Source organism: Actinomadura sp. KC345, assembly GCF_004348515.1.
Taxonomy (GTDB): Bacteria; Actinomycetota; Actinomycetes; order Streptosporangiales; family Streptosporangiaceae; genus Spirillospora.
Map to the genome: position 1 here is coordinate 1 of NZ_SMKH01000032.1, position 26,261 is coordinate 26,261.

28 protein-coding genes are annotated in these 26,261 nt (G+C 71.7%); 15 read left to right on the plus strand and 13 right to left on the minus strand.

Features of this window, described 5'->3' with window-relative positions:
- Window positions 1-476, minus strand: a 476-nt coding sequence (locus E1281_RS08130) for a nuclear transport factor 2 family protein (protein ID WP_131876543.1), incomplete at its 3' end; no start/stop codon positions are given.
- Window positions 473-1,345, minus strand: a complete 873-nt coding sequence (locus E1281_RS08135) for a TIGR03619 family F420-dependent LLM class oxidoreductase (RefSeq protein ID WP_131876546.1) — start codon at window positions 1,343-1,345, stop codon at window positions 473-475. The genes E1281_RS08135 and E1281_RS08130, both read right to left, overlap by 4 nt.
- 180 nt (window positions 1,346-1,525) lie before the next feature.
- Between E1281_RS08135 and E1281_RS08140 the strand changes: the two genes are divergently transcribed.
- On the plus strand, window positions 1,526-2,434 hold the full coding sequence (locus E1281_RS08140; RefSeq protein WP_131876548.1) for an IclR family transcriptional regulator: 909 nt from the start codon (window positions 1,526-1,528) through the stop codon (window positions 2,432-2,434).
- 4 nt (window positions 2,435-2,438) lie between these two features.
- Here the strand turns inward: E1281_RS08140 and E1281_RS08145 are convergent, their stop codons facing one another.
- Window positions 2,439-3,038, minus strand: coding sequence for a flavin reductase family protein (locus tag E1281_RS08145; RefSeq protein WP_131876550.1), 600 nt, complete (start codon window positions 3,036-3,038; stop codon window positions 2,439-2,441).
- A gap of 318 nt (window positions 3,039-3,356) precedes the next feature.
- Between E1281_RS08145 and E1281_RS08150 the strand changes: the two genes are divergently transcribed.
- Genes E1281_RS08150 through E1281_RS08165 form a run of 4 tightly spaced genes read left to right on the plus strand, consistent with a single transcriptional unit; the run spans window position 3,357 to window position 8,128 of the window.
- Complete coding sequence (locus E1281_RS08150; RefSeq protein ID WP_131876551.1) at window positions 3,357-4,226, plus strand: alpha/beta fold hydrolase; 870 nt, start codon at window positions 3,357-3,359, stop codon at window positions 4,224-4,226.
- Window positions 4,223-5,905: an FAD-binding protein gene (locus tag E1281_RS08155; RefSeq protein WP_131876553.1), complete on the plus strand. Its 1,683-nt coding sequence runs from the start codon at window positions 4,223-4,225 to the stop codon at window positions 5,903-5,905. The genes E1281_RS08150 and E1281_RS08155 overlap by 4 nt, the downstream gene beginning before the upstream one ends.
- Window positions 5,902-6,921 (plus strand): ferredoxin--NADP reductase, encoded by a 1,020-nt coding sequence (locus E1281_RS08160; protein WP_131876555.1) that lies wholly within the window; start codon window positions 5,902-5,904, stop codon window positions 6,919-6,921. Before E1281_RS08155 ends, E1281_RS08160 begins: the two co-directional genes overlap by 4 nt.
- A gap of 22 nt (window positions 6,922-6,943) precedes the next feature.
- The gene (locus E1281_RS08165; protein ID WP_131876557.1) at window positions 6,944-8,128 is read left to right on the plus strand and encodes an acyl-CoA dehydrogenase family protein; all 1,185 of its coding nucleotides are present in this window, start codon (window positions 6,944-6,946) and stop codon (window positions 8,126-8,128) included.
- A gap of 71 nt (window positions 8,129-8,199) precedes the next feature.
- Here E1281_RS08165 and E1281_RS08170 read toward each other — a convergent pair whose 3' ends face one another.
- Entirely contained in the window at window positions 8,200-9,036 is an 837-nt protein-coding gene (locus E1281_RS08170) for an SDR family oxidoreductase (RefSeq protein WP_131876559.1), read from the minus strand.
- Window positions 9,037-9,177: 141 nt separating this feature from the next.
- Between E1281_RS08170 and E1281_RS08175 the strand changes: the two genes are divergently transcribed.
- The 5 genes from E1281_RS08175 to E1281_RS08195 all read left to right on the plus strand — a co-directional run bounded on the left by E1281_RS08175 (window position 9,178) and on the right by E1281_RS08195 (window position 13,495).
- Window positions 9,178-10,083 carry a VOC family protein gene (locus tag E1281_RS08175; RefSeq protein ID WP_131876561.1) on the plus strand — a complete coding sequence of 302 codons (906 nt, stop codon included), beginning with the start codon at window positions 9,178-9,180 and terminating at the stop codon, window positions 10,081-10,083.
- Window positions 10,080-11,564: an FAD-dependent oxidoreductase gene (locus tag E1281_RS08180; protein WP_131876563.1), complete on the plus strand. Its 1,485-nt coding sequence runs from the start codon at window positions 10,080-10,082 to the stop codon at window positions 11,562-11,564. The genes E1281_RS08175 and E1281_RS08180 overlap by 4 nt, the downstream gene beginning before the upstream one ends.
- On the plus strand, window positions 11,561-12,442 hold the full coding sequence (locus E1281_RS08185) for an LLM class F420-dependent oxidoreductase (protein ID WP_131876565.1): 882 nt from the start codon (window positions 11,561-11,563) through the stop codon (window positions 12,440-12,442). The genes E1281_RS08180 and E1281_RS08185 overlap by 4 nt, the downstream gene beginning before the upstream one ends.
- Window positions 12,439-12,900, plus strand: coding sequence for a nuclear transport factor 2 family protein (locus tag E1281_RS08190; RefSeq protein ID WP_131876566.1), 462 nt, complete (start codon window positions 12,439-12,441; stop codon window positions 12,898-12,900). The genes E1281_RS08185 and E1281_RS08190 overlap by 4 nt, the downstream gene beginning before the upstream one ends.
- Window positions 12,901-12,994: 94 nt before the next feature.
- A complete protein-coding gene (locus E1281_RS08195; RefSeq protein WP_131876567.1) occupies window positions 12,995-13,495 on the plus strand; it encodes a hypothetical protein in 501 nt (166 codons plus the stop codon).
- Between the two features lie 133 nt (window positions 13,496-13,628).
- On the opposite strand, the gene E1281_RS08200 is transcribed toward E1281_RS08195, so the two are convergent.
- The 5 genes from E1281_RS08200 to E1281_RS08220 form a co-directional block, all read right to left on the minus strand.
- Window positions 13,629-14,612, minus strand: coding sequence for an oligopeptide/dipeptide ABC transporter ATP-binding protein (locus tag E1281_RS08200; protein WP_131876569.1), 984 nt, complete (start codon window positions 14,610-14,612; stop codon window positions 13,629-13,631).
- Complete coding sequence (locus E1281_RS08205; protein ID WP_131876571.1) at window positions 14,612-15,586, minus strand: ABC transporter ATP-binding protein; 975 nt, start codon at window positions 15,584-15,586, stop codon at window positions 14,612-14,614. Before E1281_RS08205 ends, E1281_RS08200 begins: the two co-directional genes overlap by 1 nt.
- 9 nt (window positions 15,587-15,595) lie before the next feature.
- Entirely contained in the window at window positions 15,596-16,648 is a 1,053-nt protein-coding gene (locus E1281_RS08210) for an ABC transporter permease (protein WP_131876572.1), read from the minus strand.
- Window positions 16,641-17,594, minus strand: a complete 954-nt coding sequence (locus E1281_RS08215) for an ABC transporter permease (protein ID WP_131876574.1) — start codon at window positions 17,592-17,594, stop codon at window positions 16,641-16,643. The genes E1281_RS08210 and E1281_RS08215 overlap by 8 nt, the downstream gene beginning before the upstream one ends.
- An 83-nt stretch (window positions 17,595-17,677) precedes the next feature.
- Window positions 17,678-19,291, minus strand: coding sequence for an ABC transporter substrate-binding protein (locus E1281_RS08220; protein ID WP_243716707.1), 1,614 nt, complete (start codon window positions 19,289-19,291; stop codon window positions 17,678-17,680).
- 180 nt (window positions 19,292-19,471) lie between these two features.
- On the opposite strand from E1281_RS08220, the gene E1281_RS08225 reads away from it, so the two are divergent.
- Window positions 19,472-21,082, plus strand: a complete 1,611-nt coding sequence (locus E1281_RS08225; RefSeq protein ID WP_207943175.1) for an AMP-binding protein — start codon at window positions 19,472-19,474, stop codon at window positions 21,080-21,082.
- Between the two features lie 65 nt (window positions 21,083-21,147).
- Here the strand turns inward: E1281_RS08225 and E1281_RS08230 are convergent, their stop codons facing one another.
- Window positions 21,148-21,891, minus strand: a complete 744-nt coding sequence (locus E1281_RS08230) for a helix-turn-helix domain-containing protein (protein ID WP_131876575.1) — start codon at window positions 21,889-21,891, stop codon at window positions 21,148-21,150.
- Window positions 21,892-21,954: 63 nt separating this feature from the next.
- Here E1281_RS08230 and E1281_RS08235 point away from each other — a divergent pair, with 63 nt between their 5' ends.
- Entirely contained in the window at window positions 21,955-23,139 is a 1,185-nt protein-coding gene (locus E1281_RS08235; protein ID WP_131876576.1) for an amidohydrolase family protein, read from the plus strand.
- Window positions 23,140-23,149: 10 nt separating this feature from the next.
- A complete protein-coding gene (locus E1281_RS08240) occupies window positions 23,150-23,884 on the plus strand; it encodes a class II aldolase/adducin family protein (protein WP_131876578.1) in 735 nt (244 codons plus the stop codon).
- On the opposite strand, the gene E1281_RS08245 is transcribed toward E1281_RS08240, so the two are convergent.
- The 3 genes from E1281_RS08245 to E1281_RS40065 are packed head-to-tail and all read right to left on the minus strand — an operon-like array spanning window position 23,881 to window position 24,856.
- Window positions 23,881-24,282 (minus strand): hypothetical protein, encoded by a 402-nt coding sequence (locus tag E1281_RS08245; RefSeq protein ID WP_131876579.1) that lies wholly within the window; start codon window positions 24,280-24,282, stop codon window positions 23,881-23,883. The two genes, E1281_RS08240 and E1281_RS08245, sit on opposite strands and share 4 nt — an antisense overlap.
- Complete coding sequence (locus E1281_RS08250; protein ID WP_131876580.1) at window positions 24,279-24,692, minus strand: ATP-binding protein; 414 nt, start codon at window positions 24,690-24,692, stop codon at window positions 24,279-24,281. The genes E1281_RS08245 and E1281_RS08250 overlap by 4 nt, the downstream gene beginning before the upstream one ends.
- Window positions 24,686-24,856, minus strand: a complete 171-nt coding sequence (locus E1281_RS40065; RefSeq protein WP_165958827.1) for a hypothetical protein — start codon at window positions 24,854-24,856, stop codon at window positions 24,686-24,688. The genes E1281_RS08250 and E1281_RS40065 overlap by 7 nt, the downstream gene beginning before the upstream one ends.
- A 239-nt stretch (window positions 24,857-25,095) precedes the next feature.
- On the opposite strand from E1281_RS40065, the gene E1281_RS08255 reads away from it, so the two are divergent.
- On the plus strand, window positions 25,096-25,959 hold the full coding sequence (locus E1281_RS08255; RefSeq protein ID WP_131876582.1) for a helix-turn-helix transcriptional regulator: 864 nt from the start codon (window positions 25,096-25,098) through the stop codon (window positions 25,957-25,959).
- On the plus strand, window positions 25,956-26,180 hold the full coding sequence (locus tag E1281_RS08260) for a DUF397 domain-containing protein (protein ID WP_131876584.1): 225 nt from the start codon (window positions 25,956-25,958) through the stop codon (window positions 26,178-26,180). Before E1281_RS08255 ends, E1281_RS08260 begins: the two co-directional genes overlap by 4 nt.
- Window positions 26,181-26,261 lie beyond the last annotated feature (81 nt).

Here is a 26,261-nt window from a genome sequence, read left to right on the forward strand (position 1 = left end):
GCGGGGAAGTGGGAGGCGAGGAGGTCGGGGGACTCCTCGCGGCCGTCCAGGACGCGGTTGGTGCGGTTCACCGCGCGCCAGCCGTCCGGGGTGCGGCGCAGGGTCCAGTGGTTGGCGGTGGCGCGGCGGAGGGTGAAGCCGTCCGGGGTGTTGACGATCATGAGGGTGTAGCCGACCGCGGTGGCGTCGTCGCCGGAGACGGTCACGTGCGGGGGGCCGACGACGTGGGCGCAGCCGCCGGTGATCCAGCGCTGGTGGGGCGCGGAGCGGACCATGGCCTCGATCTCCGCCTGGCCGTTCATCATGATCTCGTCCACGTCGTACACGCCGTCCTCGGTCCAGAGGGCGGCGACGCCGGCGGCGCATCCGCTGTCGACGAGGGGGCCGTAGGAGAGGACCAGCCGGGTGATCTCCCGCTCGTCCTCCAGGGCGCGAAGGCGTTCTTCCAGCACGTCGAAGCGTTCTTCCGGGGTCACCGCTTCTCCTCGAAGGTCAGGCCGTGCGGGTCCGCCAGGTCGCGGAGCGCGGCGAGCTGCTCGCAGTGGTGGGCGGGGGACGAGGACGCCAGCCGGACGCCCGCGATCGTGGCGCCCGCCTCGCGCAGGCGGGTCAGCGCGGCGCCGGCGGCGTCCGGGTCGCCGATCGGATCCAGCGGGCGGGACGGGGCGAGCACCACGTCGAAGCCGGGCGGGAGGTCGGCGTCCGCGAGCATCTCCGCGAGCGTGCGGAGCGGGATGCCGAACGGGACCCAGCCGTCGGCGGTCAGGGCGCGCCGCAGCGAACGGGCCGTCCGGCCGCCGATCCACAGCGGGACGTGCTCCTGGACGGCGTGCGGCTCGACGATCATGCCGGAGAAGCCGTAGTGCGGGCCGCGGTACTCGGGCGCGCGCCGGGACAGGGCGGCGCGGAGCGCGGCGAGGGCGTCGTCGGCGCGGGCGCCGCGGCCGGCGAACGAGGCGCCGAGCAGGTCGAACTCCTCCTCCAGGCTGCCGACGCCGAGACCGAGCGTGAGGCGCCCGCCGCTGACGCGGTCGAGCGTCCCGTACCGCTTGGCGATCGCGAGCGGATGGTGGTAGCCGAGCACGAGCACCTGGGTGGCGAGCCGGATCCGGGACGTCCGCGCGGCGAGGTACCCGAGCGTGGCGAGCGGGTCCCAGTAGGCGCCGCCGCGCCGCTCGGCCGCCTCGGCGGGGACGGCGACGTGCTCGCTGCAGGTCACGTGGTGGTAGCCGAGCCGGTCGGCGGTCTCGGCGATCCGGGCGATCTCCTCGATCCCCGCCTCCGGTTCCCATGCGCAGTGGCCGGGAGGCTGTGCCACCACCGGCGTGACAAGGCCGACACGCATCGTCGCTCCCCTCCAAGGCAGGAAAACGTTCTATCACCCTGTCCTGCGGGTGCCGGACCATGATCCCGGTGGGTGGAACTCCGGCTGACCTGGCTAAACCTGGCCCCTTCCCATGGAAGCAAGTGGTTGCTACATTCCAGGTAACAAGAATTCATTTCAGTCATGTGCTGGGAGGGTGCGATGAGCGAGGTCCTGACCACCGAGCACGAGGCGGCCGCGCGGCGCGAGTCGCCGCCGTCGATGATCGAGCGGATGACCCTGATCCTCGACGCGTTCAGCGGGCCGACCGTCCGGCTCACCCTGGAGGACGTCGCCCGCCGCACCCGGCTGCCGCGCTCCACCGCGCACCGGATCCTGGACCAGCTCGTCCGGCAGCGCTGGCTCGCGCACCACTCGTTCGGCTACGGCCTCGGCCCGCGCGCCCTCGGCCTCGGCGGCCAGGACGGCGGGCACGGCAAGATCCGCGAGGCGGCGGCGCCGCTCCTGCACGAGTTGCAGGTCACCACCGGGCTCGTCGCCCACCTGGCCGTGCTGGACGGCGCCGAGGTCTTCTACCTGGACAAGCTCGGCGGGCGGCTCGCCGCCTCCGTGCCGTCGCGGGTCGGCGGCCGGGCCCCGGCGCACTGCACCGCGCTCGGCAAGGCGATGCTGGCGTGGCTGGAGCCCGAGCAGGTGGACGCGCTGCTCGGCGCCGGCATCAGCCGGCTCACCAGCCGCACCATCAGCGAGCTGGGCACCTTCCACCAGGAGCTGCACCGGGTCCGGCAGCGCCGCGGCCTCGCCTTCGAGCGCGGCGAGGCGTTCCCCGGCATCGCGTGCGTCGCGGCGGCGATCCAGGGCCCCGAGGGTCCGGTCGGCGGCATCTCCCTGGTCGGCGACATCCGCACCCCGCTGGAGAACGTCGCCCCGCTGGTGGTCACCGCGGCCCGCGAGACGTCGCAGATCCTGTTCCCTGGCTCGGCCCCCGCCGCCGGGCGTTCGGGCGGCCGTGCCCGGCGCGGCGCCGGCACCGCGAGCCGGGAGGCGACGTGGTCGCCCGAGACCATGAACCGGCTGCTCGCCGTGGACGGCCGGGGCGACTGGATGTGACGCGTCAGCCCCAGCCCCACCGGTCGCCCAGGCCCCACGGGTCGGGGGCGATCGGCGCGTCGGGCTCGTTGACGCCGAACCGGCTGCGGAAGAAGACCATCGGGCGCCGCCAGACGCCGTCGCGCACCTCGTGCCGCTCGACCCCGAGGACCCGCCCGATCACGACCTCGTGGTCGCCGGCCTCGTGCACGTCGTGGACGACGGCGTGCAGGCCCAGCAGGACGTCGGGCAGCCGCGGGGTGCCCCACTCGGACACGTCCCAGTCGAGGCCCTCGAACTTGGCGCCCCGGCTCGACCCGAAGCGCTCGCACAGATCGCGCTGCTCCTCGGCGAGCACGTTGACGCAGAAACGTCCCGCCGAGCGAATCCGCGGCCAGGAACGGCCCCGCTTGTCCGCGCAGAACAGGATGAGCGGCGGCTCAAGGGACACCGACGCGAACGACTGGCACGCGAAGCCGGCCGGCTCCCCGCCGTCCAGGGCGGTGATCACGGTGACGCCCGTGGCGAACTCCGCCATCGCCTTGCGGAACTCGGCCGGCTCGGGCGCGGCGGCGTCGGAGGTCGGGAGTCCGGTGGCTGCGGAGAGCGCTGGCTCGGCTGACATGCGTTCACCTCGGTGTCGTGCGGGACGCGGTCTCTGTCGTCGGGCGATCGGTCCCTGTGGTCACACTGTCTCTGTCGCCAACAAAATGTCCAGCGAACAAAATCCATCCGGACCGGTGGACCTGAAACGTAGGCAGCGCCCGCGGAGAGGGTCCGGGCGTATCCCGTTGAGTGGAAGCGGGCCGCGGCGGCCCGGGGTCCCCGCGGGCGGGACGGGCCGGGATGAGACGCGGGTCCCGCTGATCGGGATCGGCGGCGCTGCCCGGCCGCCGCGACCGATTACGTTCCCGTCAAGCCACCGTCGAAGGACTGGGAGATCATGCCTGCGGAGCTGACCTACGAGTCGACGTTGCGCGAGCTCGCCACCGGCCAGGGCGTCCTGCGCTACCACGAGGCAGGCGACGGCCCGCCGCTGCTCATGCTGCACGGATCCGGCCCCGGCGTCACCGGCTGGCGGAACTTCCGCGGCAACCTCGCCCGGTTCGCCGAGCACTTCCGGTGCCTGGTCCTGGAGTTCCCCGGCTTCGGGGTCAGCGATCCGACCGACGAGCACCCGATGATGGCGGCGGGCGGCGCGGTCGGCCGGTTCCTGGACGGGCTGGGCCTCGACCAGGTCGACGTGATCGGCAACTCGATGGGCGGCATCATCGGCACCCAGTTCGCGCTGCGGCGGCCCGACCGCGTCCGCCGCCTCGTCACGATCGGCGGGATGGGGACGAACGTCTTCAGCCCGTCGCCCGGCGAGGGCATCAAGCTGCTGATGGAGTTCACCGACGAGCCGACCCGCGAGCGCCTGGTCCGCTGGCTGCACTCCATGGTCTACGACCGGCGCATCGTCACCGAGGAGATGATCGAGGAGCGCTGGGCGCAGGCCACCGACCCCGACACCCTCGCGAGCGCCCGCCGCATGTACGGGTCGAAGGCGATGGCAGCCCGCGCGAAGGCGATGGCGCAGTCGGACGAGCCGCCGTACTGGTCGATGCTGCACAAGCTGAAGGCCGAGACCCTGATCACCTGGGGACGCGACGACCGGGTCAGCCCCGTCGACATGGTCCTGGTCCCGATGCGGACGATCCCCGACGTCCAGGTGAACATCTTCCCGAACTGCGGGCACTGGGTGATGATCGAGCAGAAGGCCGCCTGGGAGAGCGCCGTCCTCGCCTTCCTCACCAGGAAGGACGACCGGTGAGCGACGCGGACCGCGAGAGCGGCTGGGACCACGAGTACGACCTCGTCATCGTGGGCAGCGGCGGCGGCGGGATGGCCGCGGCGCTGACCGCGCACGACGCCGGGATGCGGGTGCTGATCGTCGACAAGGGCAAGCGGTTCGGCGGGTCCACCGCGCTGTCGGGCGGCGGCATCTGGGTCCCGAACAACCCGACGCTGAAGGCGCGCGGCCACGACGACAGCCGCGAGTCGATCCGCCGCTACCTGGACCTCCTCACCGAGGGACGCGTCCCCGCGGCGCGGCTCGACGCGTTCGTCGACCACGGCCCCGCCGCGATGGAACTGATCTGCCGCAGCAAGTGGATGCGGTTCTTCTGGACGAAGGGCTACGCCGACTACCACCCCGAGCTGGAGGGCGGCCGCCCGCTCGGCCGGTCCATCGAGGCCAAGCCGTTCGACACCCGCAAGCTCGGCGAGGACGAGCAGTACCAGCGGCCGAACAACATGAAGGGCCCCCTCGGCCTGTGGGTGACCGCCAAGGACTACCACGACCTCGCGATGGCCAAGCGCACCTGGGCGGGCCGGCGCGCGTCGCTGGTCGCGGCCTGGCGCGTGTCGTCCAACATGATCCGCCGCCGGCACATGTCGACCGGCGGCCGGGCGCTCGTCGCCCGGATGCGGATGGCGCTGAAGGACGCCGGCGTCCCGCTGTGGCTGAAGACCGCCATGACCGAGCTCGTCACCGGCGAGGACGGCCGGGTCACCGGGATCGTCGCGGCCCGGCGCGACGGGACGGTGCTCCGCATCCGCGCCCGCAAGGGCGTCCTCCTGGCGACCGGCGGCTTCGACCACAACCAGGAGATGCGCGACAAGCACCTCCCGGAGGGCGGCCGGGCCGACTTCGCGATGGGCGCCCGGGAGAACAAGGGCGACGGCATCACCGCGGGCGAGGCCCTCGGCGCGGCGGTGGACCTGATGGACGACGCGTGGTGGATGCCCGCCGTCCGGCACCCGGCGGGGGCGACGATCCCGCTGGTGTCCGAGCGCGCCATCCCGCGCCAGGTCATCGTGTCCAACGACGGGACGCGGTTCACCAACGAGGCGGCGCCGTACGTCAACTTCGTCCACGACCAGCTCGAAGGCGGCCACGTCCCGGCGTGGTTCGTGATGGACGCCAAGGCCCGCGCCCGCTACCCGTTCGCGCAGATCCTGCCGGGCGCGCCGATCCCGAAGGCGTTCTACGACGCGGGGATCGCGTTCAAGGCGGACACGCTCGCCGGGCTCGCGGAGAAGATCGGCGTCCCCGCGGACGCGCTCTCCGCGACCGTCGAGAAGTTCAACGGGTACGCCCGCGCGGGCAAGGACCCGGACTTCGGCCGCGGCGACTCCGCCTACGACCGCTACTACGGCGACCCGAACCTGAAGAACCCGAACCTCGACGCCCTCGAGACGGCGCCGTACTACGCGTTCCGGCTGGAGGTCGGCGACCTCGGCACCAAGGGCGGGCTGGTGTCGGACGAGCACGCCCGCGTCCTGCGCGAGGACGGCTCGGTCATCGAGGGCCTGTACGTGACGGGCAACTCGTCGGCGTCGGTGATGGGCAACGAGTACGCGGGGCCGGGCGCGACGATCGGCCCGTCCATCGTGTTCGGCTACATCGCGGCACGGCACGCCGCTGGAAAGGCCACAGAACGGTCATGACGGCACTCAAGGCGCGGGTGGTGGAGGTCGTCCAGGAGACGGCCGACGCGCATTCGCTCGTCCTCGAACCCGCCGAGGGCGACCGGGACCGGTTCTCCTACCGGCCCGGGCAGTTCCTCACCGTCCGGGTCCCGTCCGGGGACGGCTGGGCGGCGCGCTGCTACTCGTTGTGCAGCTCACCGCTCACCGACGACCGGCTCAAGGTGACGGTGAAGCGGGTCGCGGACGGCCTCGGGTCCAACTGGATCTGCGACAACGTCACGGCGGGCGACGTCCTGGAGGTGCTGAGGCCCGCGGGCACGTTCACGCCGTCCTCGCTGGACGAGGATCTGCTGCTCGTCGCGGGCGGCAGCGGCGTCACGCCGGTCATGTCGATCCTCAAGTCGTGCCTGGCGGGCGGGAGCGGGCGCATCGCCCTCCTCTACGCCAACCGGGACGAACGCTCGGTGATCTTCGCGGACGAGCTGCGGACGCTCACCGAGCGCCACCCCGAGCGGCTCACGGTCGTCCACATCCTGGAGACGGTGCAGGGCCTCCCGACGCCCGCCACCCTCCGGTCCCTGGCCGCCCCCTACACCGGACGCCAGGCGTTCGTGTGCGGCCCGGAGGTCTTCATGGACATGGTCACGGAGATGTTCACCGGCCTCGGCATGCGGGTCCACATCGAGCGCTTCTTCTCGCTGGAGAACGACCCCTTCGAGGAACCCGAGCCCCCTGAGGAGGCGCAGGACGCGGGTGACGCCGGTGAGATCGAGGTCGAGATGGACGGCGAGACGCAGACCGTCCCGTGGCCCAAGTCCGAGAAGCTCCTCGACGCGCTGCTGCGCGCCGGGGTGGACGCGCCCTTCTCCTGCCGTGAGGGGAACTGCTCGGCCTGCGCCTGCGTGGCCCTGGAGGGCGAGGTCACCCTGGACGCCAACTCGGTCCTCGACGAGCAGGATCTCGCCGACGGCCTCATCCTCGCCTGCCAGGCGAGGCCGGTCACCGACCGGCTGAAGATCACCTACGACGGCTGACGACACCCACGGGAGACAGGCGATGGCGAACCGCGCGCTAGACACGATCATGGAACGAGCGGACCAGATTCGCGAGCTCGGTCCCGCCAACGAGAAGCTCGGCCGGCTCGACGACAAGGCCGCCACGGTGCTGCGCGACGCGGGGGTCGTCCGGCTGCTGCAGCCGGAGGCGCACGGCGGCCTGGAGGTGCATCCGCGCGAGTTCGCCGAGACCGTGCTCGGGATCGCCTCCCTCGACGGCTCCACCGGCTGGATCGCGGGCATAGTCGGCGTCCACCCGTGGGAGATGGCCTACGCCGACCCGAAGGTCCGCGAGGAGGTGTGGGGCGAGGACCCCGACACCTGGATCGCGTCCCCCTACGCGCCCATGGGCATCGCCCGCCCGGTGGACGGCGGCTACGTCTTCAACGGCCGCTGGCAGTTCTCCTCCGGCACCGACCACTGCGACTGGATCTTCCTCGGTGGGATGCTCGGAGACGAGGAGGGCGCGATGGTCCAGCCGCCGCAGTCGCTGCACCTGATCCTGCCGCGCTCCGACTACGAGATCGTCGAGGACTCCTGGAACGTCGCGGGCCTCCAGGGCACCGGCAGCAAGGACATCATCGTCAAGGACGCGTTCGTCCCCACCTACCGGACGCTGGAGTACTCCAAGGTCGTGGACGGCTCCGCGGCGCGCGAGGCCGGGCTGACCAACCCGTCCTACCTGATGCCGTTCTCCTGCGTGTTCCCGCTCGGCATCAGCGCCGCCGTGATCGGCATCGCCGAGGGCGCGCTGCACCACCACATGGCCTACCAGCGCAACCGCGTCCAGATCACCGGCACGAAGATCAAGGACGACCCGTACGTGCTGTACGCGATCAGCGAGGCCGCCGAGGAGATCAAGGCGTCCCGGACCGCGCTGCTCGACAACTGCTCGCGCACGTACGACATGGTCGCCGCCGGACACGTGCCGACGTTCGCCGAGCGGGCGGCCGGCCGCCGCACCCAGGTCCGCGCGGCGTGGCGGGCGGTGCAGGCGATGAACGAGATCGTCGTCCGGTCCGGCGGGAACGCGATGCGCACCGACAACCCGATCCAGCGCTTCTGGCGGGACGCCCACGTCGGCCTCGCCCACGCCATCCACGTCCCGGGCTCCGTCTACCACGTGAGCGCCCTGACGGACCTGGACATAGAACCCCCGCAGGGCCCGATGCGCTCCATGATCTGAGGCCCGCCCACCCCGTTGACTTGCGGCGTGTTGTTGTTATGAGCGCCTTCATAACAACAACACGCCGCAAGTCAACGGAGGAGGGCGTGGTCGGCGACCAGCTTGGGGGTCCAGATGACGCGGGCCCGGAGCTTGTCCGCGGCCGGGTCGGTGACCAGCCAGACCACGGCGGCCGCCGGGGCCTCCTCGGGTGTCGGCTCGAAGCCCTTGCCCTTGAGGGCGTCGAGGCCGCCTCGGGCCGCGCCCGCCTCGGTGACGACGAAGCCGGGGTCGAGGTTGAAGGCGCGGACCCCGCGCTCCCGGTACTCGGCGTTGACCGCGCCCGCGAGCCGGCCGAACGCCGCCTTGGACGCCGAGTACGCCACGCCCCAGCCGCCCTCACCGGGCGGCCCCGGCGGATCGCTGGTGGCCGACCCGGAGCACAGGTTGACGATCGTTCCGCCTCCCTGGTCCAGCATGGCCGGGAGGACGGCCTGGAGCAGGACGATCTGGTTCAGGTAGTTGGCGGTGACCGTCCGCTCGGCCACCTCCACGTCGAGGTCGAGGAAGCGCTCGTGGGTGCCCGCGATGTGCGCCACCGCGTTGTTGACGAGAACGTCGACGCGTCCCCAGGTGTCCAGGACGGTCCGCGCGGCGGCCCGCACGCTCGCCCGGTCCAGCAGGTCCATCCGGACGGGCAGCGCCCGCGCGCCGAGCGCCTCGATCTCCGCCCGCGTCCGCGCCAGGCTGCCGGGCACCGGAATCGCGCCGGACGTGCCGTGGCGCGGCGGGATCCGCCCCGCGCCCTCCTCGGCGGTGCGCGCGGTGAAGGCGACGTCGTGCCCGGCGGCGGCCAGCGCGAGCGCCGTCCGCCGCCCGATGCCCCGGCTCGCGCCGGTCACCAGCGCCACCGGTTTCGTTTCCGTCATACCCCGATGACACCCGCTTCCGCCCGGACCCGCCGCGCGACTCTCACTGAGCGGGAAGGCCCCGGCGGCGGGCGGGCGGATTTGGCAGGTTGAGGACCGACGCCCGCCGTACAAGCCGTGCTATCGAAGGGATCCAGGACAGTGACGCAGATCCGAGGGCTGGGATATCTGAGGGTCCAGACCCGGCACATCGAGCGCTGGCGCGAGTTCGCCCTCGACGGGCTCGGGTTCGCCGAGGGCGGCGGTCCCGATCCGGACGGGCTCTACCTGCGCATGGACGAGCGCCGGTCGCGGCTCCGACTGCTGCCGGGCGACTCCGACAAGGTGCTCGCCGTGGGCTGGGAGGTCCGCGACCAGTACGCGCTGGCCGCCGTCCGCGAGGCCGTCGAGAAGTCCGGGACGGCCGTGACGGCGCTCAAGCCCAAGGAGGCGGCGGAACGCGACGCCGAGGAGGTCATCGCGTTCACCGACCCGGGCGGCACGCCCGTCGAGGTGTTCTTCGGGCCGGTCCTCGACCACAGCCCGGTCATCACCGGCTTCGCGCAGAAGTTCGTCACCGGCGCGATGGGGATGGGCCACGTCGTGCTGCCCACCGCGAACTTCGCCGAGACCGCCGCGTTCTACAACGAGGTGCTCGGCTTCCTGCCGCGCGGCGCGATGAAGGTCGGCGGCCCGGTGCGGATCCGGTTCATGGGCGTCAACCAGCGCCACCACAGCCTCGCGGTGTGCCCGGCGCCGCACGACGGCGATCCCGGCCTCGTCCACCTGATGGTGGAGGTCGACACCCTGGACGCGGTCGGGATCGCTCTCGACACAGTCAAGGAGAAGGGCTTCTCCATCTCGTCCACGCTGGGCAGGCACACCAACGACAAGATGGTGTCGTTCTACGTGCGCGCCCCCGGCGGCTGGGACATCGAGTACGGCTGCGAGGGCATGCTCGTCGACGAGACGTACTACACCGCCGAAGAGATCACCAAGGACAGCTACTGGGGCCACGACTGGTCGGGGTCCGAGCCGCTCGCCGCGTTCGCTCCCGTCGAGAAGTGACCCCTCCCCGGTCTTCGGTCGAGCCGGTCGCGCTGAGCGGCGTCGGGGAGTTCGACCACGAGTGCGACGTGCTGGTGGTGGGCTTCGGCGCCGCCGGTGCCGCCGCGGCGTACGAGGCCGCGGCGGCGGGCGCGGACGTGCTCGTCCTGGAGCGGTCGAGCGGCCCCGGCGGGACGTCCGCGCAGTCGGGCGGGGAGCTGTACCTCGGCGGCGGCACGCGGGTGCAGAAGGCGTGCGGCTTCGACGACACGCCGGACGACATGTTCGCCTTCCTCAAGGCGGCGCTCGGCCCGCACGCGGACGAGGAGAAGCTCCGGCTGTACTGCGACGGCAGCGTGGAGCACTTCGAGTGGTTCCGCTCTCGCGGCGTGCCGTTCAAGGAGAGCCTGTTCGACGCGCCGGGCTGGATGCCGTACACCGACGACGGCCTGATGTGGCTCGGTGAGAACGCCTGGCCGTACACCACGATCGCCCGGCCCGCGCCGCGCGGGCACCGCCCGGAGACGCCGATGTTCGCCGGCGGCGTCCTGATGGACAAGCTCGTCGCGGCCGTCGCGGAGGCGGGAGCCGTCACCCACCACGACACCTACGCCACGAACCTCGTCGTGGACGGCGGCCGCGTCGCCGGCGTCGTCGCGCGCAGGTTCGCCGAGGCGGTGACCTACCGGGCGCGCAGGGGCGTCATCCTGACCTCCGGCGGGTTCGTCGACAACGAGGAGATGCTCGCCGACCACGCCCCCGTGCTGCTCGGGCACGACAAGGTCAGCGACGGCACCAGCGACGGATCCGGCATCCGGATGGCGACCGCGCTCGGCGCCGCGACCCGCCGCATGGCGACCGTGGAGATCGCGCTCACCGCCAACCCCGCCGTGATCTGCCGGGGCATGCTCGTGGACGGCCTCGGCCGCCGCTTCATCAACGAGGACGTCTACCCGGGCCTGTTCAGCCACCGGGCCGTCCTGCACCAGCCCGGCCCCTACTGGGCGATCATCGACGAGGCCGGTCACGACGAGATCGCCGAGGCCGACATGTGGGGCGTCCGCCCCAAGCACGCGGCGGAGACGCTCGCGGAGCTGGAGGAGTCCCTCGGGCTGCCGTCCGGCTCGCTGGAGGCGACCGTCGAGACCTACAACAGGTTCGCGGAGAAGGGCGAGGACCCCTACTTCCACAAGGACCCCAGGTGGCTGCGTCCCCTGAAGGGGCCGTTCGCGGCGATCGACCCGGCCGACGGGTTCTTCGGCGCGGGCAGGCACGGCGCCGGGACGGGGGCCGGCGGGTTCACCCTCGGCGGGCTGGACACCACCGTGGACGGCGAGGTCCTCAACCACTCCGGTGAGCCGGTCCCCGGCCTGTACGCCGCGGGGCGCACCGCCTCCGGCATCCACGGCGAGGGCTACATCAGCGGGACGTCCCTGGGCGACGGCACGTTCTTCGGCCGCCGCGCGGGACGCGCCGCCGCGATCACGAAAGGTTCTGCATGAAGTACGCCGTCCTGCTCCCCGTCGCGGCGGGCGTGACCGCCGATCCGCAATGGATCGGCGCCTATGTCCGGCACGCCGAAGCCTGCGGCTTCGAGTCCGTCGGCGCGGTCGAGCACGCGGTGGTCGCGAGCGGCTACTCCAGCGTCTACCCGTACGACGCCTCGGGCCGCATGGAGCTGGCCGACGACCTGGACATCCCCGACCCGCTTGACCTGCTCGCGTTCCTCGCCGGGCAGACGTCGCGGATCGGGCTCGCCACCGGTGTGCTCGTCCTGCCCGACCACCACCCGGTGGTGCTCGCCAAGCGGGTCGCGACGATCGACGCGCTGTCCGGCGGGCGGCTGCGGCTGGTCGTCGGCATGGGCTGGATGCGCGAGGAGGTCGAGGCGTGCGGCGCGGACTTCGACTCGCGGGGGCGGCGCGGCGACGAGCAGCTGGAGGTCCTGCGGAAGCTGTGGGCCGACACCGCGCCCGGCGGGGCGACGCACGACGGCGAGTTCTTCCGGTTCAAGGGGGCGATGAGCTACCCGAAGCCCGTCCAGAAGGGCGGCGTGCCGATCCACGTCGGCGGGCACACCAAGGCCGCCGCGCGCCGCGCCGGCCGCTACGGGGACGGCCTCCAGCCGCTCGGTGTGGCGGGGGACGAGCTTCGTTCCTTGGTCGCGCTGATGCGCGAGGAGGCCGAGAAGAACGACCGTGACCCGGACGCGCTGGAGCTGACGCTCGGCCACTCGCTGTCGGCAGTCACCCCGGAGAAGGCGGGGAAACTGGGCGCCCTCGGGGCGGGACGGCTCGTCCTGCGTGGCAAGCCGACCACGGACCTGAACGAGGCGTGCGACGAGCTGTCGGCCTGCGCCGAGCGCCTCGGCCTCTCATGACGCTCGGCGCCGCCGACCGGATCGCCCTCGGTGACCTGGTCGCCCGGTACGCGCTTTACGCGGACCGGCGTGAGATCGACGCGATGGCCGCGCTGTTCACCCAGGACGCGGTGCTCGTCCTGCCCGACGCGCCCGGCGTGCTCGATCCGGTGCGCGCCTTCACCGGACGTGCGGAGATCACCGGCACCCTCGCGGTGCTGCGCGGCATACCGGTCACGTTCCACGCGCTGGCCGGGGAGGTGTTCGACGCGGGCGCCGGGCCGGGCACCGCCACCGGGGAGGTCGCCTGCGTCGCCCACCACCTGACCGAACGCGGCGACGGCGGGACGTCGGACCTGGTCTGGCACTGCCGCTACACCGACGCCTACCGGCTGGAGGACGGCATCTGGCGCATCGCCCGGCGCGAGCAGCGGATCGACTCGATCGAGACCCGTCCCGTCAGGCGATGGCGCGGGTGAGTGGGGACCCGAGGACAGCGCCACCGCGTCCAGGTGCTCGCGCCAGCGGCCGGAAATTGAACCCCTCACCGTGACCAGCACGTAGTGGAAGCCGATGGCATCCATCATCTTCTGCGGCGAACAGGCCACGGAAGCAGTCACAAACCAGAAGCAGTCACAAACCAGAGAGGAAAACGAAATGCCTCAGTTGTCGCGGCAGCAAGTCGAGCAGACGATGGCCAACGGCGGGACGCTGGAGTTCGGCGGAGACGTGGTCGCCGCCTACAGTGCCATGAATCTCGCCCGTGCGTGCGAGCATCTCAGCGGTGGCAGCCTCACCTCCAAGGACCTGACATACCTGCGTCTGGCAGGCGGCCAGGCCCACATCACGATGAGCCTGGAGATCGTGCCGGCGGAGGCCAGCGCGGGGGCGCAGACCCACACATTCAGCGGAAACATGTTTTCCGTCCACAGAGTGACTCTCGCCGTTGCGTGCGAGCGCCTCAGTCGTCTCCACGGTGGCAACTTCACCGTCAACGACCTGAGATACGCGCGTCTGACAGGCCGCCAGGCCCACGTCACAGTGAGCCTGGAGATCGTGCCCGCAGGCTCGTAGCGGCACGTCATCCTGGTGACGCGCCGCCCAACCCACGAGCCGGTCTCCCTCCAAGGGAGACCGGTCTTTTGGTGCGATCGAACACGTCATCCCGGCAACACCATGCCGCAGGTGAACGTGTCTCGGTGGAGGTTCATACGTGGTGGCAGGCCACGTGGTGGCCTTCGGTCGTCTGGCGTAGCTTCGGTTCTTCTTTCGCGCAGCGGTCGGTGGCTAGGGGGCAGCGGGTGCGGAAGCGGCATCCGCTCGGCGGGTTCAGCGGTGACGGAAGCTCGGCGTTCTCCTGCTCGCCCCCCTGCTCGCCCTCGCCTTGGGCGGCCTCCGGCACCGAGGCGAGGAGGAGGCGCGTGTAGGGGTGCAGCGCCGAGCCGGCCAGCGCGCCGGACGGGACGACCTCGCAGACCTTGCCCAGGTACATCACCATGATCCGGTCGCTGACGTTCTTCACCACCGCGAGGTCGTGCGCGATGAAGATCATGCTGAGGCCGTGCCGCTCCCGGGCGGCCTCCAGGACGTTGAGGATCTGCGCCTGCACGGAGACGTCCAGGCTCGACACCGGCTCGTCGCAGATCAGCACCCGCGGGTCGAGCATCAGCGCGCGGGCGATGCAGACGCGCTGGCACTGGCCGCCGGACAGCTCGTGCGGACGGCGGTCCCAGACGGTGGCCGGGTCCAGGCCGACCGACTCCAGCACCGCCTCGATCCGGGCCCGATCCGGCTTGCCGCCCCACACCGACGGCCCCTCGGCCACGAGGTCGGCGACCTTGCGGCGCGGGTTCAGCGCGGCGACCGGGTTCTGCAGGATCATCTGCATGGTCCTGCGCCGCTCGCGCAGGTCGGCGCGCCCCAGCCCGGTCAGCTCCGCGCCGTTCAGCCGCACCGAGCCGCCGACCGGCGGCGGAAGCTGCATCACCGCGCGTCCCGCGCTCGACTTCCCGCAGCCCGACTCGCCCAGGATGCCGAGCGTCTCCCCGTCCACGAGGTCGAAGCTGATCCCGGAGACCGCGTGGACCTTCTGCCCGCGTCCCGCCGGGAACTCCACGACGAGGTCCTCGACGGCCAGGACGCGGTCGCCGGACTCGCCGGGCCGCAGGTGCGTCGTACCGGTCCCTGCCATCAGGAGCCTCCAACGTTGACGGGGTGGTGGCAGGCGAAGGCGCGGCCGCCGTCGGCGCGGAGCGGCGGCGGCGTCTCGCAGGTGGGCGACGCGTGCCGGCAGCGGGGCGCGAAGGCGCAGCCCTCCGGCGGATCCACCATGTTCGGCGGCGCGCCGTCGATCGTCCGGAGCGTGGAGTGGGGCGGGTCGGCCAGGCGCGGGACGGAGGCCAGCAGCGCCTCGGTGTACGGGTGCCGCGGGCCGGCGAACAGGTCGCCCGCCGGGGCCAGCTCCGCGAGCCGCCCCGCGTACATCACCGCGACCCGGTCGGCGCGCCCGGCGACGACCGCGAGGTTGTGGCTGATCAGGACGATGGCCGTCCCCAGCTCCGACTGGAGCCGCCCCAGCAGGTCGAGGATCTGCTTCTGGACGGTGACGTCCAGCGCGGTCGTCGGCTCGTCGGCGATCAGCAGGGACGGCTCGCCGGCCAGCGCGATCGCGATCACGACGCGCTGGCGCATGCCGCCCGACAGCTGGTGCGGGTACTGCCCGAGCCTGCGGCGCGGCTCGGGGATGCCGACCATGCGCAGCAGTTCCTCGGCCCGGTCGCGGGCGGCGGCGCGCGACAGCCCGCGCATGCCCTCGGTCAGATGGCGGCCGATCCGCTTGACCGGGTTGAGGGCGGTCCCCGGATCCTGGAAGATCATCCCGACCTCGGACCGCCACAGCCTGCGCCGTCCGGAGGCGCTGAGGGCGTGCACGTCCTGGCCGTTCAGGACGACCTTCCCGGTCACGGTCATCGACGGCCCCGACGTGTACAGGCCCATCGCCGTCCGGCCGAGCACCGACTTGCCCGAGCCGGACTCGCCGACGATGCCGAACATCTCCCCGGGCCCCACGGTGAAGGACACGCCGTCCACCGCCTTGAGCGGACCCCGGGGCGTGTGCATCTCGGTGTGCAGGTCCTCCACGGCGAGGACGGGTGCGTCGTTCATACCGGCTCCCTAGAGCTTCGCCTGGCGGGGGTCCCAGCGCTTGCGGGCCTTCTCGCCGATGAGGTTGAACGCGAAGACGGTCAGGAAGAGGGTGATGCCGGGCACCAGCACGATGTGCGGGTACCGGGTGAAGGCGTCGTTCTCCTCACCCTCGGCGATCATGTTCCCCCAGGACGGCGCGGGCGGCTGGACCCCGAGGCCGAGGAAGCTCAGCGACGCCTCCGCGACGATCAGCACCGACACCATCACCATGCCGTAGGACGCGAGCGGCAGCACGACGTTGGGCAGCAGCTCCCGGGTCATGATCCGCCACCGGGACGCGCCGATCGCGTCGGCCGCCACGACGAACTCGCGCTGCGCGAACGCCATCGTGCTCGCCCGCGCCATCCGGATCATGCTGGGGATCGCGAGCAGCGACAGCGCGAGCGCGATGTTGCGCAGGTTCGGCTCCAGGACGGTGCCGAGCGCGATCAGCAGAATCAGCGGCGGGACGGCCAGCAGCGAGTTCGTCAGCACACCGACCGTGGCGTCGGCGCCGCGCCGGAAGTACCCGGCCGCGATCCCGATGGCTCCGCCCACGACCATGCCGATGGCGACCGCGCCGAGCGACACGACGAGCGACGACCGCGCGCCGTGGACGACGCGTGCGAGCAGGTCGAGCCCGAAGTTGTTCGTGCCGAGCGGATGCGGGGTCGACAGGTCGGGGACGGCCATGCCGGGCGTCCCCAGCGTCTTGACGATGTCCTGGTGCTCGCCGAGCGGCAGCAGCGGCGCGGCGACGGCCGTGGCGGCCAGGACGGTCACCCAGCCGACGCAGAGCCAGAACAGCAGGTCGAAGGAGCCGCCGAACACCGCCCGTCCGAGCGCGTTCAGCCCGAGGTAGGCGGCGGCGAGGCCGATGACGACCGCGGCGGCCTGCGCCCAGCCGTCCCCGGCCAGGACGGTCACCGACAGCCCGAACACGACGAGCCCGGCGGCGGCCAGGGCGGAGCCCCACCACCGGGGCCCCCAGCGGGGGCCGGACCCTCGCGCGGCTGCGTCGATCGTGTGCGCCTCAGACATGTGCCCGCCTGATTCGTGGGTCGAGACGGCCGTAGGACAGGTCGATCATCGCGTTCACCAGCACGTAGATCAGCGCGATCACCAGGACCGCCCCCTGCACCATCGGGACGTCGCCCTGGTCGGCCGCGCTGATGATCAGCGTGCCCATGCCGGGCAGCGCGAACAGGTACTCGACGATCACCGTGCTGCCGATGAGCCGGCCCAGGCTGATCCCCATCAGCGTGATCAGCGAGAAGGACGAGGGGCGCAGAGCGTCCCGGAAAAGCACGTGCAACGGCGTCATCCCCTTCGCCTTCGCCGACAGGATGAAGTCCTCCTGCAGCGTCGTGATGAGGTCGCCGCGCAGGACCCGCGTGAACGTCGCCGTCTCCATCAGCGCGATCGTCAGCGCGGGCAGGAACGCGTGGTACAGGTTGTCGCCGATCCCGTCGCTGAGCCGCGACCACTCCAGTCGCGGGAACCAGCCGAGCCGCTCGGCGAACAGCGCGATGAGCAGCATGCCCGCGAGGAAGCTCGGCACCGACAGCGTTCCGAACGTCACCGCGCTGACGACCCGGTCCACCACCCCGCCGGACCGGTACGCCGACCACATCGCCAGGGGGACCGCCAGGAGCAGCGCCATCACCATCGCCAGGACGGCCAGTTCCACGCTGACCGGCAGCGCCGCCGCGATCCGCCCGGCGACATCGCTGTACGGCGGGATGAACGACTCGCCCAGATCGCCGGTGAGCGCGTCGCCCACCCAGTGCCCGTAGCGGACGGGGAGGGGGTCGTTCAGCCCCATCGACTCCCGCTGCTCCTCGTACTCCGCGGCGGTGTGGCCCTCGCCGAGCACCACCACCGCAGGGTCGCTGGGCATCAGGCCCACCAGCGCGAACGTGCCCATGCTGACGATCAGCAGCACCAGCGCCAGCTCGATCAGCCGTCTCGCCAGATCGCGCCCCATGTCGTCTCCCAGCCCTGTCCGATTCGGCCCTGTCCGGTTCAGCCCTGTCCGGTTCAGCCCTGTCCGGTTCAGCCCTGTCCGGTTCAGCCCTGTCCGATCCAGGCGTCGTCGAGCAGGACCATGCTGTTGACGGTCCCGACGACGCCGTGCACGGTGTCCGGCCAGGCGACCAGCTCGGGCTGGGGCCCGAGCACCAGGGCCGGGACATCCTCGTTCCACTGCCGCTGGATGCGTCCCATGACCTCCCGCTGCTCCTCGGTGGTCGCCGCGCCCCGCAGCTCCTCGATCAGCGCGGACATCGCCGGGGTGGTGGGCATCCCGACCGTGAGGTTGCCCTCGGTGTGGAGCGTGGCGTACATGCGGGCGAACGGCCCGGCCTCGCGCCAGCTCAGCGCCCAGCCGGCCACGTCGTAGCTCTTGCGGACGGCCACCCTCGTGATCTGGTCGGAGACGGAGCGGACCAGGTCCAGTTCGACGTCGAAGCCGACGTTCTCCAGCATCGCCTTGGCCGCGAGCGCGGTCGTCCGGGACGCGGGGTCCTGGGAGTCCAGCCAGGAGACCTTGCCGTCGTAGCCGTCGGCCTTGGCCTCCCGCAGCAGGCGGCGGGCCTTGCCCGGGTCGTAGGGGAGCGGCTCGGCGTCCGTGTGCCAGACCGAGAACTCGGGGAACAGCGCGTTGCTCGCGAGGCCGGTGCCGGGGTAGGCGCGCCGGTAGACCACCTCGGGCTGGATCGCGTGGTGCATCGCCTTGCGGACGCGCGGGTCGGCGCCCGGGTGGCCCGGCAGCGCGTTGACCACGGCGGCGTTGCCGAGCGCGACCATGCTGAGGTAGCCGTGGTGCCCGGCCTTCAGCGCCTTCTGGACGGCGACGGGATCGCGCAGGAACGCGCCCTGGATCCGCCCGCTGCTCAGCGTGGCCAGCGCGGCGTCCGGGTCGTCGACGTACACGATCCGGATCCGGTCGAGGTTCGGCTTCCCGTCCCAGTAGCCGGCGCGCGCCTTGAGGACGGTCTCCTCCTTCGGCCGGTACCGCTCGAAGGCGAAGGCGCCCGCGCCGACGGGGGTGAACTCGCCCCCGTCGTCGGACGACTTCGCGACGATCATCCCCGGGCCGGTGGTCAGCATGAACGGGAACGTCGGCCACGCGTGCCGGAGCTTGAACTCGACCGTCAGGTCGTCGGGCGTCTCGACGGCCGCGACGTTGCTCTTCCAGAGCGCGGCCTCGTCCGCGCCCTTCTTCACGTAGCGCTCGATGCTCCACTTGACGGCCTTCGCGTCGAGCGGCGTCCCGTCGCTGAACGTCACGCCGTCCCGCAGGGTGAGCGTGAACGCGGTGGAGTCGCCGTTGGCCTCCAGGTCCTCGGCGAGCTGCGGGTGGATCTCGCCGGTCTCGCTGTCCCCGCGCATCAGGACGTCGTAGATCGCGGCCATCTCCATGCCGCCGGTGGAACCGGCGACGATGGTCTCGGCCGGATCGAGGAGCCCGGCCTCGGCGTAGGCGGCGAGCGTCATCGTCCCGCCCTTGACGGGCGCGCCGTCCTCGTCCTCGCCGATCATGCCGGCCTTGTACTCGGCCGGCGGCCCGGCGGGCCGCTCCCGCCCGCCGTTCTCGCTCTGCCAGGCGCATCCCGTCGCCGCCATCGCGACGATGAGCAGCCCGGCGGAACGACGGCGCCATCTCCACCCGGACGTCTTCACGATCCTCCCGCGAACCCTCTGCGAACGCCCCCGCTGCCCCCTGCCTGGCCAGGTGTCTTTCGGTAGACCAAAACGAGGAAACAACGAAGACCGGATCAGGGGGAGCGCCGAGTCCCACTGAGTGGGATCCGGTTGACATCCGTGCCGCCGGTTGGCCGAGGTTGTCCCAGGGGGGTGCGCATGCCAGACGAGAAGACCGCCCTGCTGGGCGACGACCGCCCGGCCGGTGAGGTGACGTTCGCCGAGCTGGTCGCGGCCCGCGCGGCCGACGACCGGACGGCGCTGGGCTTCGAGGACGCGTCCTGGACGTGGCGGGAGGTCGTCACCGAGTCCCGCCGCCGCGCGACCCTGGCCCGCGCCGCCGGCGGCCACGTCGGCCTCTTCCTGGAGAACGGCCCGGAGCACCTGTTCTGGCTCCTGGGCTGCGCCCTCGCCGGTGTCCCGGCCGTCGAGCTGAACCCGACCCGCCGGGGCGCCGAGCTGGCCCGCGACATCGCCCACACCGACTGCGCCCTGCTCGTCACCGAGACCTCCCGCGCCCCCTTGATCGAAGGGCTGGCGGACGTCCCGGCGCTCACCGTCGACACGGGCGACCACACCGGCCGCCTGGCCGGAACCCACCCGGCGGAGGTCGCGCCCGTCACCCCTGAGACGATCTTCTCCCTCGTCTTCACGTCCGGGACGACGTCGGCTCCGAAGGCGGTGATCTGCACGCAGGGGCGGCTCGGCCGCATCGCCCTCCAGCAGCGCGACCGGCGCGGCCTCACCCGCGACGACGTCTTCTACGTCGTCATGCCGATGTTCCACTCCAACGCCCTGATGGCCGGGATCGCCCCGGCGGTCGCCACGGGCGGGCGCCTGGTGCTGCGCCGCAAGTTCTCCGCGTCCGGGTTCCTGCCGGACGTCCGCCGCCACGGAGTGACGTTCTTCAACTACGTCGGCAAGCCGCTGAGCTACGTCCTGGCCACCCCCGAGCGGCCGGACGACGCCGACAACCCGCTGCGCATCGCGTTCGGCAACGAGGCGGCCGAGCGCGACATCGGCGAGTTCGCCCGCCGCTTCGGCTGCACGGTCATCGACTCCTACGGCTCCAGCGAAGGCGAGATCCGCCTGAACCGCGTCCCGGGCACCCCCCCGGGCTCGCTGGGCGTCGCCGAAGCGGGCACGCTGGTGATCGACCCGGAGACGCTCCGGGAGTGCCCGCCCGCCGAGTTCGACGAGCACGGCGTCCTGCTCAACGCCGACGAGGCCATCGGCGAGATCGTCGACACGACGGGCGCCGGGAAGTTCGAGGGCTACTACAACAATCCCGAGGCGACGGCGAAGCGCGTCCGCAACGGCTGGACGTGGTCGGGCGATCTCGCCTACCGCGACGCGGCCGGCTACTGGTACTTCGCCGGGCGCGACGACGACTGGCTGCGGGTGGACGGCGAGAACTTCGCGGCGGCGCCCCTCGAACGCCTCCTCGCCCGCTTCGACGCCTTCGCGGACGTGGCCGTCTACGCCGTTCCGGACGAGCACGTCGGCGACCAGGTGATGGCGGCGGTCGCACTGGCACCGGGCCGCACGTTCGACCCGTCCGCGTTCACCGCCTTCCTGGCCGCCCAGCCCGACCTGGGCACCAAGTGGACACCCCGCTACATCCGCCTCGTCGAGGCACTGCCCCGCACCCCCACCAACAAGGTGATCAAGCGCGGCCTCCGCAAGGAAGCCCAAGACACGACAGACCCCGTCTACGAACACCGGAACGCCACGTACACCCCCCGAACCCAACGCCAACGGGCACGTTGACTTGCGGCGTGTTGTTGTTATGGAGCGCCCCATAACAACAACACGCCGCAAGTCAACGAGGCGGGTCAGAGTTGGGCGGAGGCCGCCGCGGCCGCTGTGAGGAGTCCGTAGTCGCGCATCCGGTCGGGCGACATCCGGTCGGCCGGGCCGCAGACGACCAGCGCGCCGAGCGGGAGGCCGTCGGCCCCCGCCAACGCGGCGGCGACGGCCCGTGCGCCCTCCTGGACCTCCTCGTCGTTGGAGGACCAGCCCCGCGACCGCACCCGCTCCAGCGCGGACTCGTCGTCGAACCCGGGATGGGCCGCACGCAACCGCTCCACCTCGCCGGGCGGCAGGAGCGCGGCGATCGCCCGCGCCGCCGCGCTGCCGAGGACGGGCATCTCCGCCCCGGCGGGCATGCTCAGCCGCAGGGGCCGCCGGCTCTCCGCCACTTCGGCGACGGTCAGGCGGTCGCCCTCCAGGACCGCGAGAAGGACGGTCTCCCCGGTGTCGTCGCGCAGCCGCTCCATGACGGGGCGGACGGTCGCGACCAGGCTCGCCGTGCCTCCCTTGCGGGCGAGGCCGAGCAACGCCGGTGCCAGCTCCCACCGGGTGGCCGGCCCGCCGGCGGGCCGGATCCATCCGACCTGGTGGAGCGTCACCGCGGTCCGGTGCACCGCGCTCTTGTCGAGTCCGGTGGTGCGGGCCAGCTCGCTCACCCCGACCGGCTGCCCGTCCGCGATCGCCTCCAGCAGCACGCACGCGTTCCGGACCGACCGCACCTGCTTGACCGTGCTCGTCTTGACCGTGCTCATCTTGACCGTGCTCATCCCGCCAACCTACGATCGACATAGAGAAACAAACGTGTCACATAGTAACACAGCGAGGTGGTCATGTCCGGGTCCCTGTTCCTGCCCGAGCCCGAGCCGCGTGCGGTCAAGTACACGATCGTCTCGGTGGACGACCACGTGGTGGAGCCTCCGCACACGTTCGACGGCCGGCTGCCGGCCAGGCTTCAGGAACGGGCGCCGCGGATCGTGGAGACGCCCGAGGGGAACCAGGTCTGGGAGTTCGAGGGCGACCGGTACACCCAGGTCGGGATGAACGCGGTCGCCGGACGCCGGCCGGAGACCGTCACGTTCGAGCCGTTCCGCTTCGACCAGATGCGCCAGGGCTGCTACGACGTCGAGGCCCGCGTCCACGACATGGACATCAGCGGCGTCTGGGCGTCGGTGAACTTCCCGTCCCAGATCACGGGTTTCTGCGGGCGCGTCTTCTTCGCCACCCATGACCAGGAACTCGGGCACGCCTGCGTGCGCGCATGGAACGACTGGCTGTACGACGAGTGGCACTCCAAGTACCCCGACCGGATCGTCCCGCTCGGCATCACCCACCTCACCGACCCGGATCTCGCCGTCGAAGAGATCCGGCGCAACGCAGCCCGCGGCTTCACCTCGGTGACGTTCCCGGAACGGCCGCACGCCATCGGCCTGCCCTCGCTCTGGGACCGGGACCACTGGGACCCGATCATCCAGGCGTGCGTCGACACCGACACGGTCGTCTCCCTGCACGTGGGCAGCTCGGGGCTGCAGAACCACCCGCCCGGCGCCCCGCGCCTGCAACTCGGCGCCACGCTCTTCGGGCAGCAGTCGCTGCGCGCCTGCGCCGAATGGCTGTGGTCGGAGTACCCGCTGCGGTACCCCGACCTCAAGATCGCGATGAGCGAGGGCGGTATCGGCTGGGTGGCGATGCTGCTCGACCGGCTCGACAACATCGTGGACCGCTCCGGGTACGGCAGAGGCTGGGAGGTGCGTCCCGCCGACGTGCTGCGCCGCAACTTCTGGTTCTGCACGATCGACGACCCGTCCACGATCGACACCCGGCACCGGATCGGCGTGGAGAACATCATGGTCGAGACCGACTACCCGCACGGCGACAGCACCTGGCCCGACACCCAGTCCGTCCTCGAAGAGGCCTGGGGGCACATAGACCCGGCCGAGCTCCGGGCGATGTGCTCGGAGAACGCCGCCGCCCTCTACCGGCACCCGCTGCCCGCCACCGTGCTCCCTCTAAGCTGAAGGAGGACGCGTGTTCGAACCCACGCCCGGCAAGCTCATCCCCGACCTGACCCTCCGGGAGGAGCTCGTCCTCCTCGCCCGCTGCCTCTGGCGCGAGGGCTACAACGACCACCTCGCCGGTCACATCACCTGCGCGCTGGGGGACGGCACCCTCCTGTGCAACCCGTGGCTGATCACCTGGAACGAGCTGCGCCCCCACCAGGTCATCCGCATCGACCTGGAGGGCGGCCTCGTCGAAGGCGACTGGCCGGTCCCGCTGGGCATCCCGCTCCACCTGGCGCTGCACCAGCAGCGCCCCGACGTCGGGTGGGCCGTGCACAACCACCCCCTGTACGGGACCGTCTGGGCCGACATGCGCGAGGTGCCCCCCGCCATGGACCAGAGCTCCATCCTGGGCGGCGGCGAGGTGACCCTGGTGGACGAGTACGACGAGCCGGTCAACAGCATGGAGGCCGCCCGCGCCGCCGTCGCCGCGATGGGCGAGGCGGACCTGGCGCTCCTCGCCGGCCACGGCGTCTTCGTCGTCGGGGGCTCGGCCCGCGCCGTACACCAGCGCGCCACCGCGCTGGAGCAGCGCTGCCAGCGCGCCTGGCACATCCGCGCCGCCGGCGGCGCCCTGGAATCGCCGCTGCCCACCTGGTGGGCCGACAAGATGCGGCGCAGCGACGGCAACGGCTTCGCCGGCTTCTGGGAGGCCATGGTCCGCCAGGAACTCCGCGCGGACCCGGACCTCCTGTCCGGCTAGCCGTACCGGTCGTCCCGGTGGTCCCCGCCGGGCCGGCGCTCGTCGTCGCCCCGCCGGGGCGACTCGATCACCAGGCCCTCGAACTGTTCCGCCACGGCCTGGTACACCTGGGCCCGCCCGGCGCACACGCCCGCGCCCCACACCCGGCCCTGCCGCGACCAGACCCGGGACCGCGCGGTCTCCATCTCCGCGAGCGTCCGCCAGGCCCGCACCTCGCCCGTGAAGACCACCAGCGATTCGCCCGAATCCGGCTCAGGGTCTCCGAAGAGGAACACCGACACCGGGGACGACGCCGGAAACACCGGCCGGACGGCCCCGCGCCCGCCTCGGTGCCATCGGCGCGACCTGGAGCGCCGCCGCGCCGCCCACGCATCGCGCAGCCTCCGCACGGTGATCATCGAACGACCTCGAACCACACGGTGTGCTGCCCGTCCTCCCCGCGCAGCACGCCCCAGCGGTCGGCGAGCCGGCTCACCAAGAGCAGCCCGCGCCCGGTCTCGTCCCATGCCGAACTCCGCGCCGGAATCGCCGGACTTCCTTGCGAGCCGCCGTCGTCCCTGATCTCCACCCGCAGCCGGTCGGACGACATGAGCACGGTCACCCGGACGCCGCCGCCGGGCCTGCCGCTGGCGGTGTGCTGTACGGCGTTGGTGACGATCTCGCAGACCATCAGGTCCACGTCGTCCAGGTCGAAGCCGTCCGCACATCGGGTGAGCCCCCGCAGCACCCGTGTGCGGACGTCCCGGACGTCCAGAGTTCCGGACGAGCACATCCGCTCGGTGCGCTCCCGGTCCCAGACGATCACCACGTGACCCGGGCGACCTGATCGGGCGTCAGCCGGACCGGCCCGCCGGCCACCCGGTGAGCGGTGTCCCGTGGGAACGACCACTCGCCGCCGTCCTGGCCGGCGAGCACCCCCGGTCGTGGTCGCCGCGACGGCACAGCCGGCGGGCGGGTTGGCAGGTTCGACATGGTCCGACTCCTTTCACCCGGGTGAAGGCCCGGGTGCGGGCACCGCCCCCGGGCCCGCTCGGCTTCTGGTCGATCGCCTGCGGCTGGTCGGCCGCTTGTGGAACTCTCTGCATAGGATGCATCACTCAGCGTATTAATGCAAAGGTTGCATCTACATTGCTTGCATTCGCGATCCCCGGGGTGCGGACGGGGCCCCGGCCGCGCTCGCGCCCCGGGCCGACCCGTGGAAAGGAGCCGCAATGGGGGCACCGACGGTGCGACTCCGGCGTCTCGCGGCAGAGCTTCGCCGGCTGCGCAGGACCGCTGAACTCACTCGCGAGCAGGTCAGCGAGCAGACCGGCATCAACGTGGCCACGCTCTACCGGATCGAGACCGCCCGCGTCCGCCCTCAGGCGCGTACGCTGTCCGGGCTCCTGGACGTGTACCGGGTGGAAGAGCCGAAGCGGTCCGAACTGAGGACCCTGCTCAAGCAGGCGGCGACGCGCGGCTGGCTGCACACCTTCGCCTCGGACCTTCCGGAACGGTACGCCTCCTACATCGAGTTCGAGTCCGAGGCGTGCGAGGTGCTGAACTACGAGTGCCTTTTCATTCCCGGGCTTCTCCAGACCGAGCGCTACGCGCGGGCCGCCATCAACGGCGCATTTCCCGAGTCCACCGACGAGGAGATCGAGAGCAGGGTCGACGCGAGGATGCGGAGACAGGCGGCCCTCACGAAAGATCAGCCGCTGAAATTGTGGGCGATCGTGGACGAAGCCGCCATCCGTCGCATTGTGGGTGGAGCGGAGATCATGCGGGAGCAGCTCGACCACCTCCGGGCCGCCACGGCGCGTTCGAACGTGAACCTCCAGGTGATCCCGTTCGACGCGGGAAGCCACCCGGGCATGCCCGGCTCCTTTGTTGTCATGAACTTCGTGGAGGAGATCGGGCCCGACATCGTGTATATCGAAAGTCAAGCAGGAGACATTTTTCTGGAAGAAGACGCGGACATCGCGCGTTATAACCTGGTCAGTGCGCATCTTCGTGCCGTTGCGCTCAGCCCGAGCGCTTCCGATTCACTGATCGCCGCAGTTGGGAAAGAACTGGACTCGGAAAGGGGAGCATGATGATCACCCCGCATGACACATCAAACGCTCTGTGGAGAAAAAGCAGCCGGAGCGGCGGTGGCAACTGCGTCGAGGTCGCCGGTGCGCGAGCCGCCGTCGCGATCCGCGACAGCAAGGCCCCCGGCAACGGGCACCTCACGCTCAGCGCCCGGACGTGGCTCACCTTCACGGCCCAGGTCAGGGCCGGGTGCCACGAGCGGAGCGCGGACGAAGGCGTCTGATCCCTCTCGCGCCGGCGCGCCTTGCCCGGACGGCCTTCACGCCGACGGGCGGTGAGGCGATCATGTATTAGATGAGACATG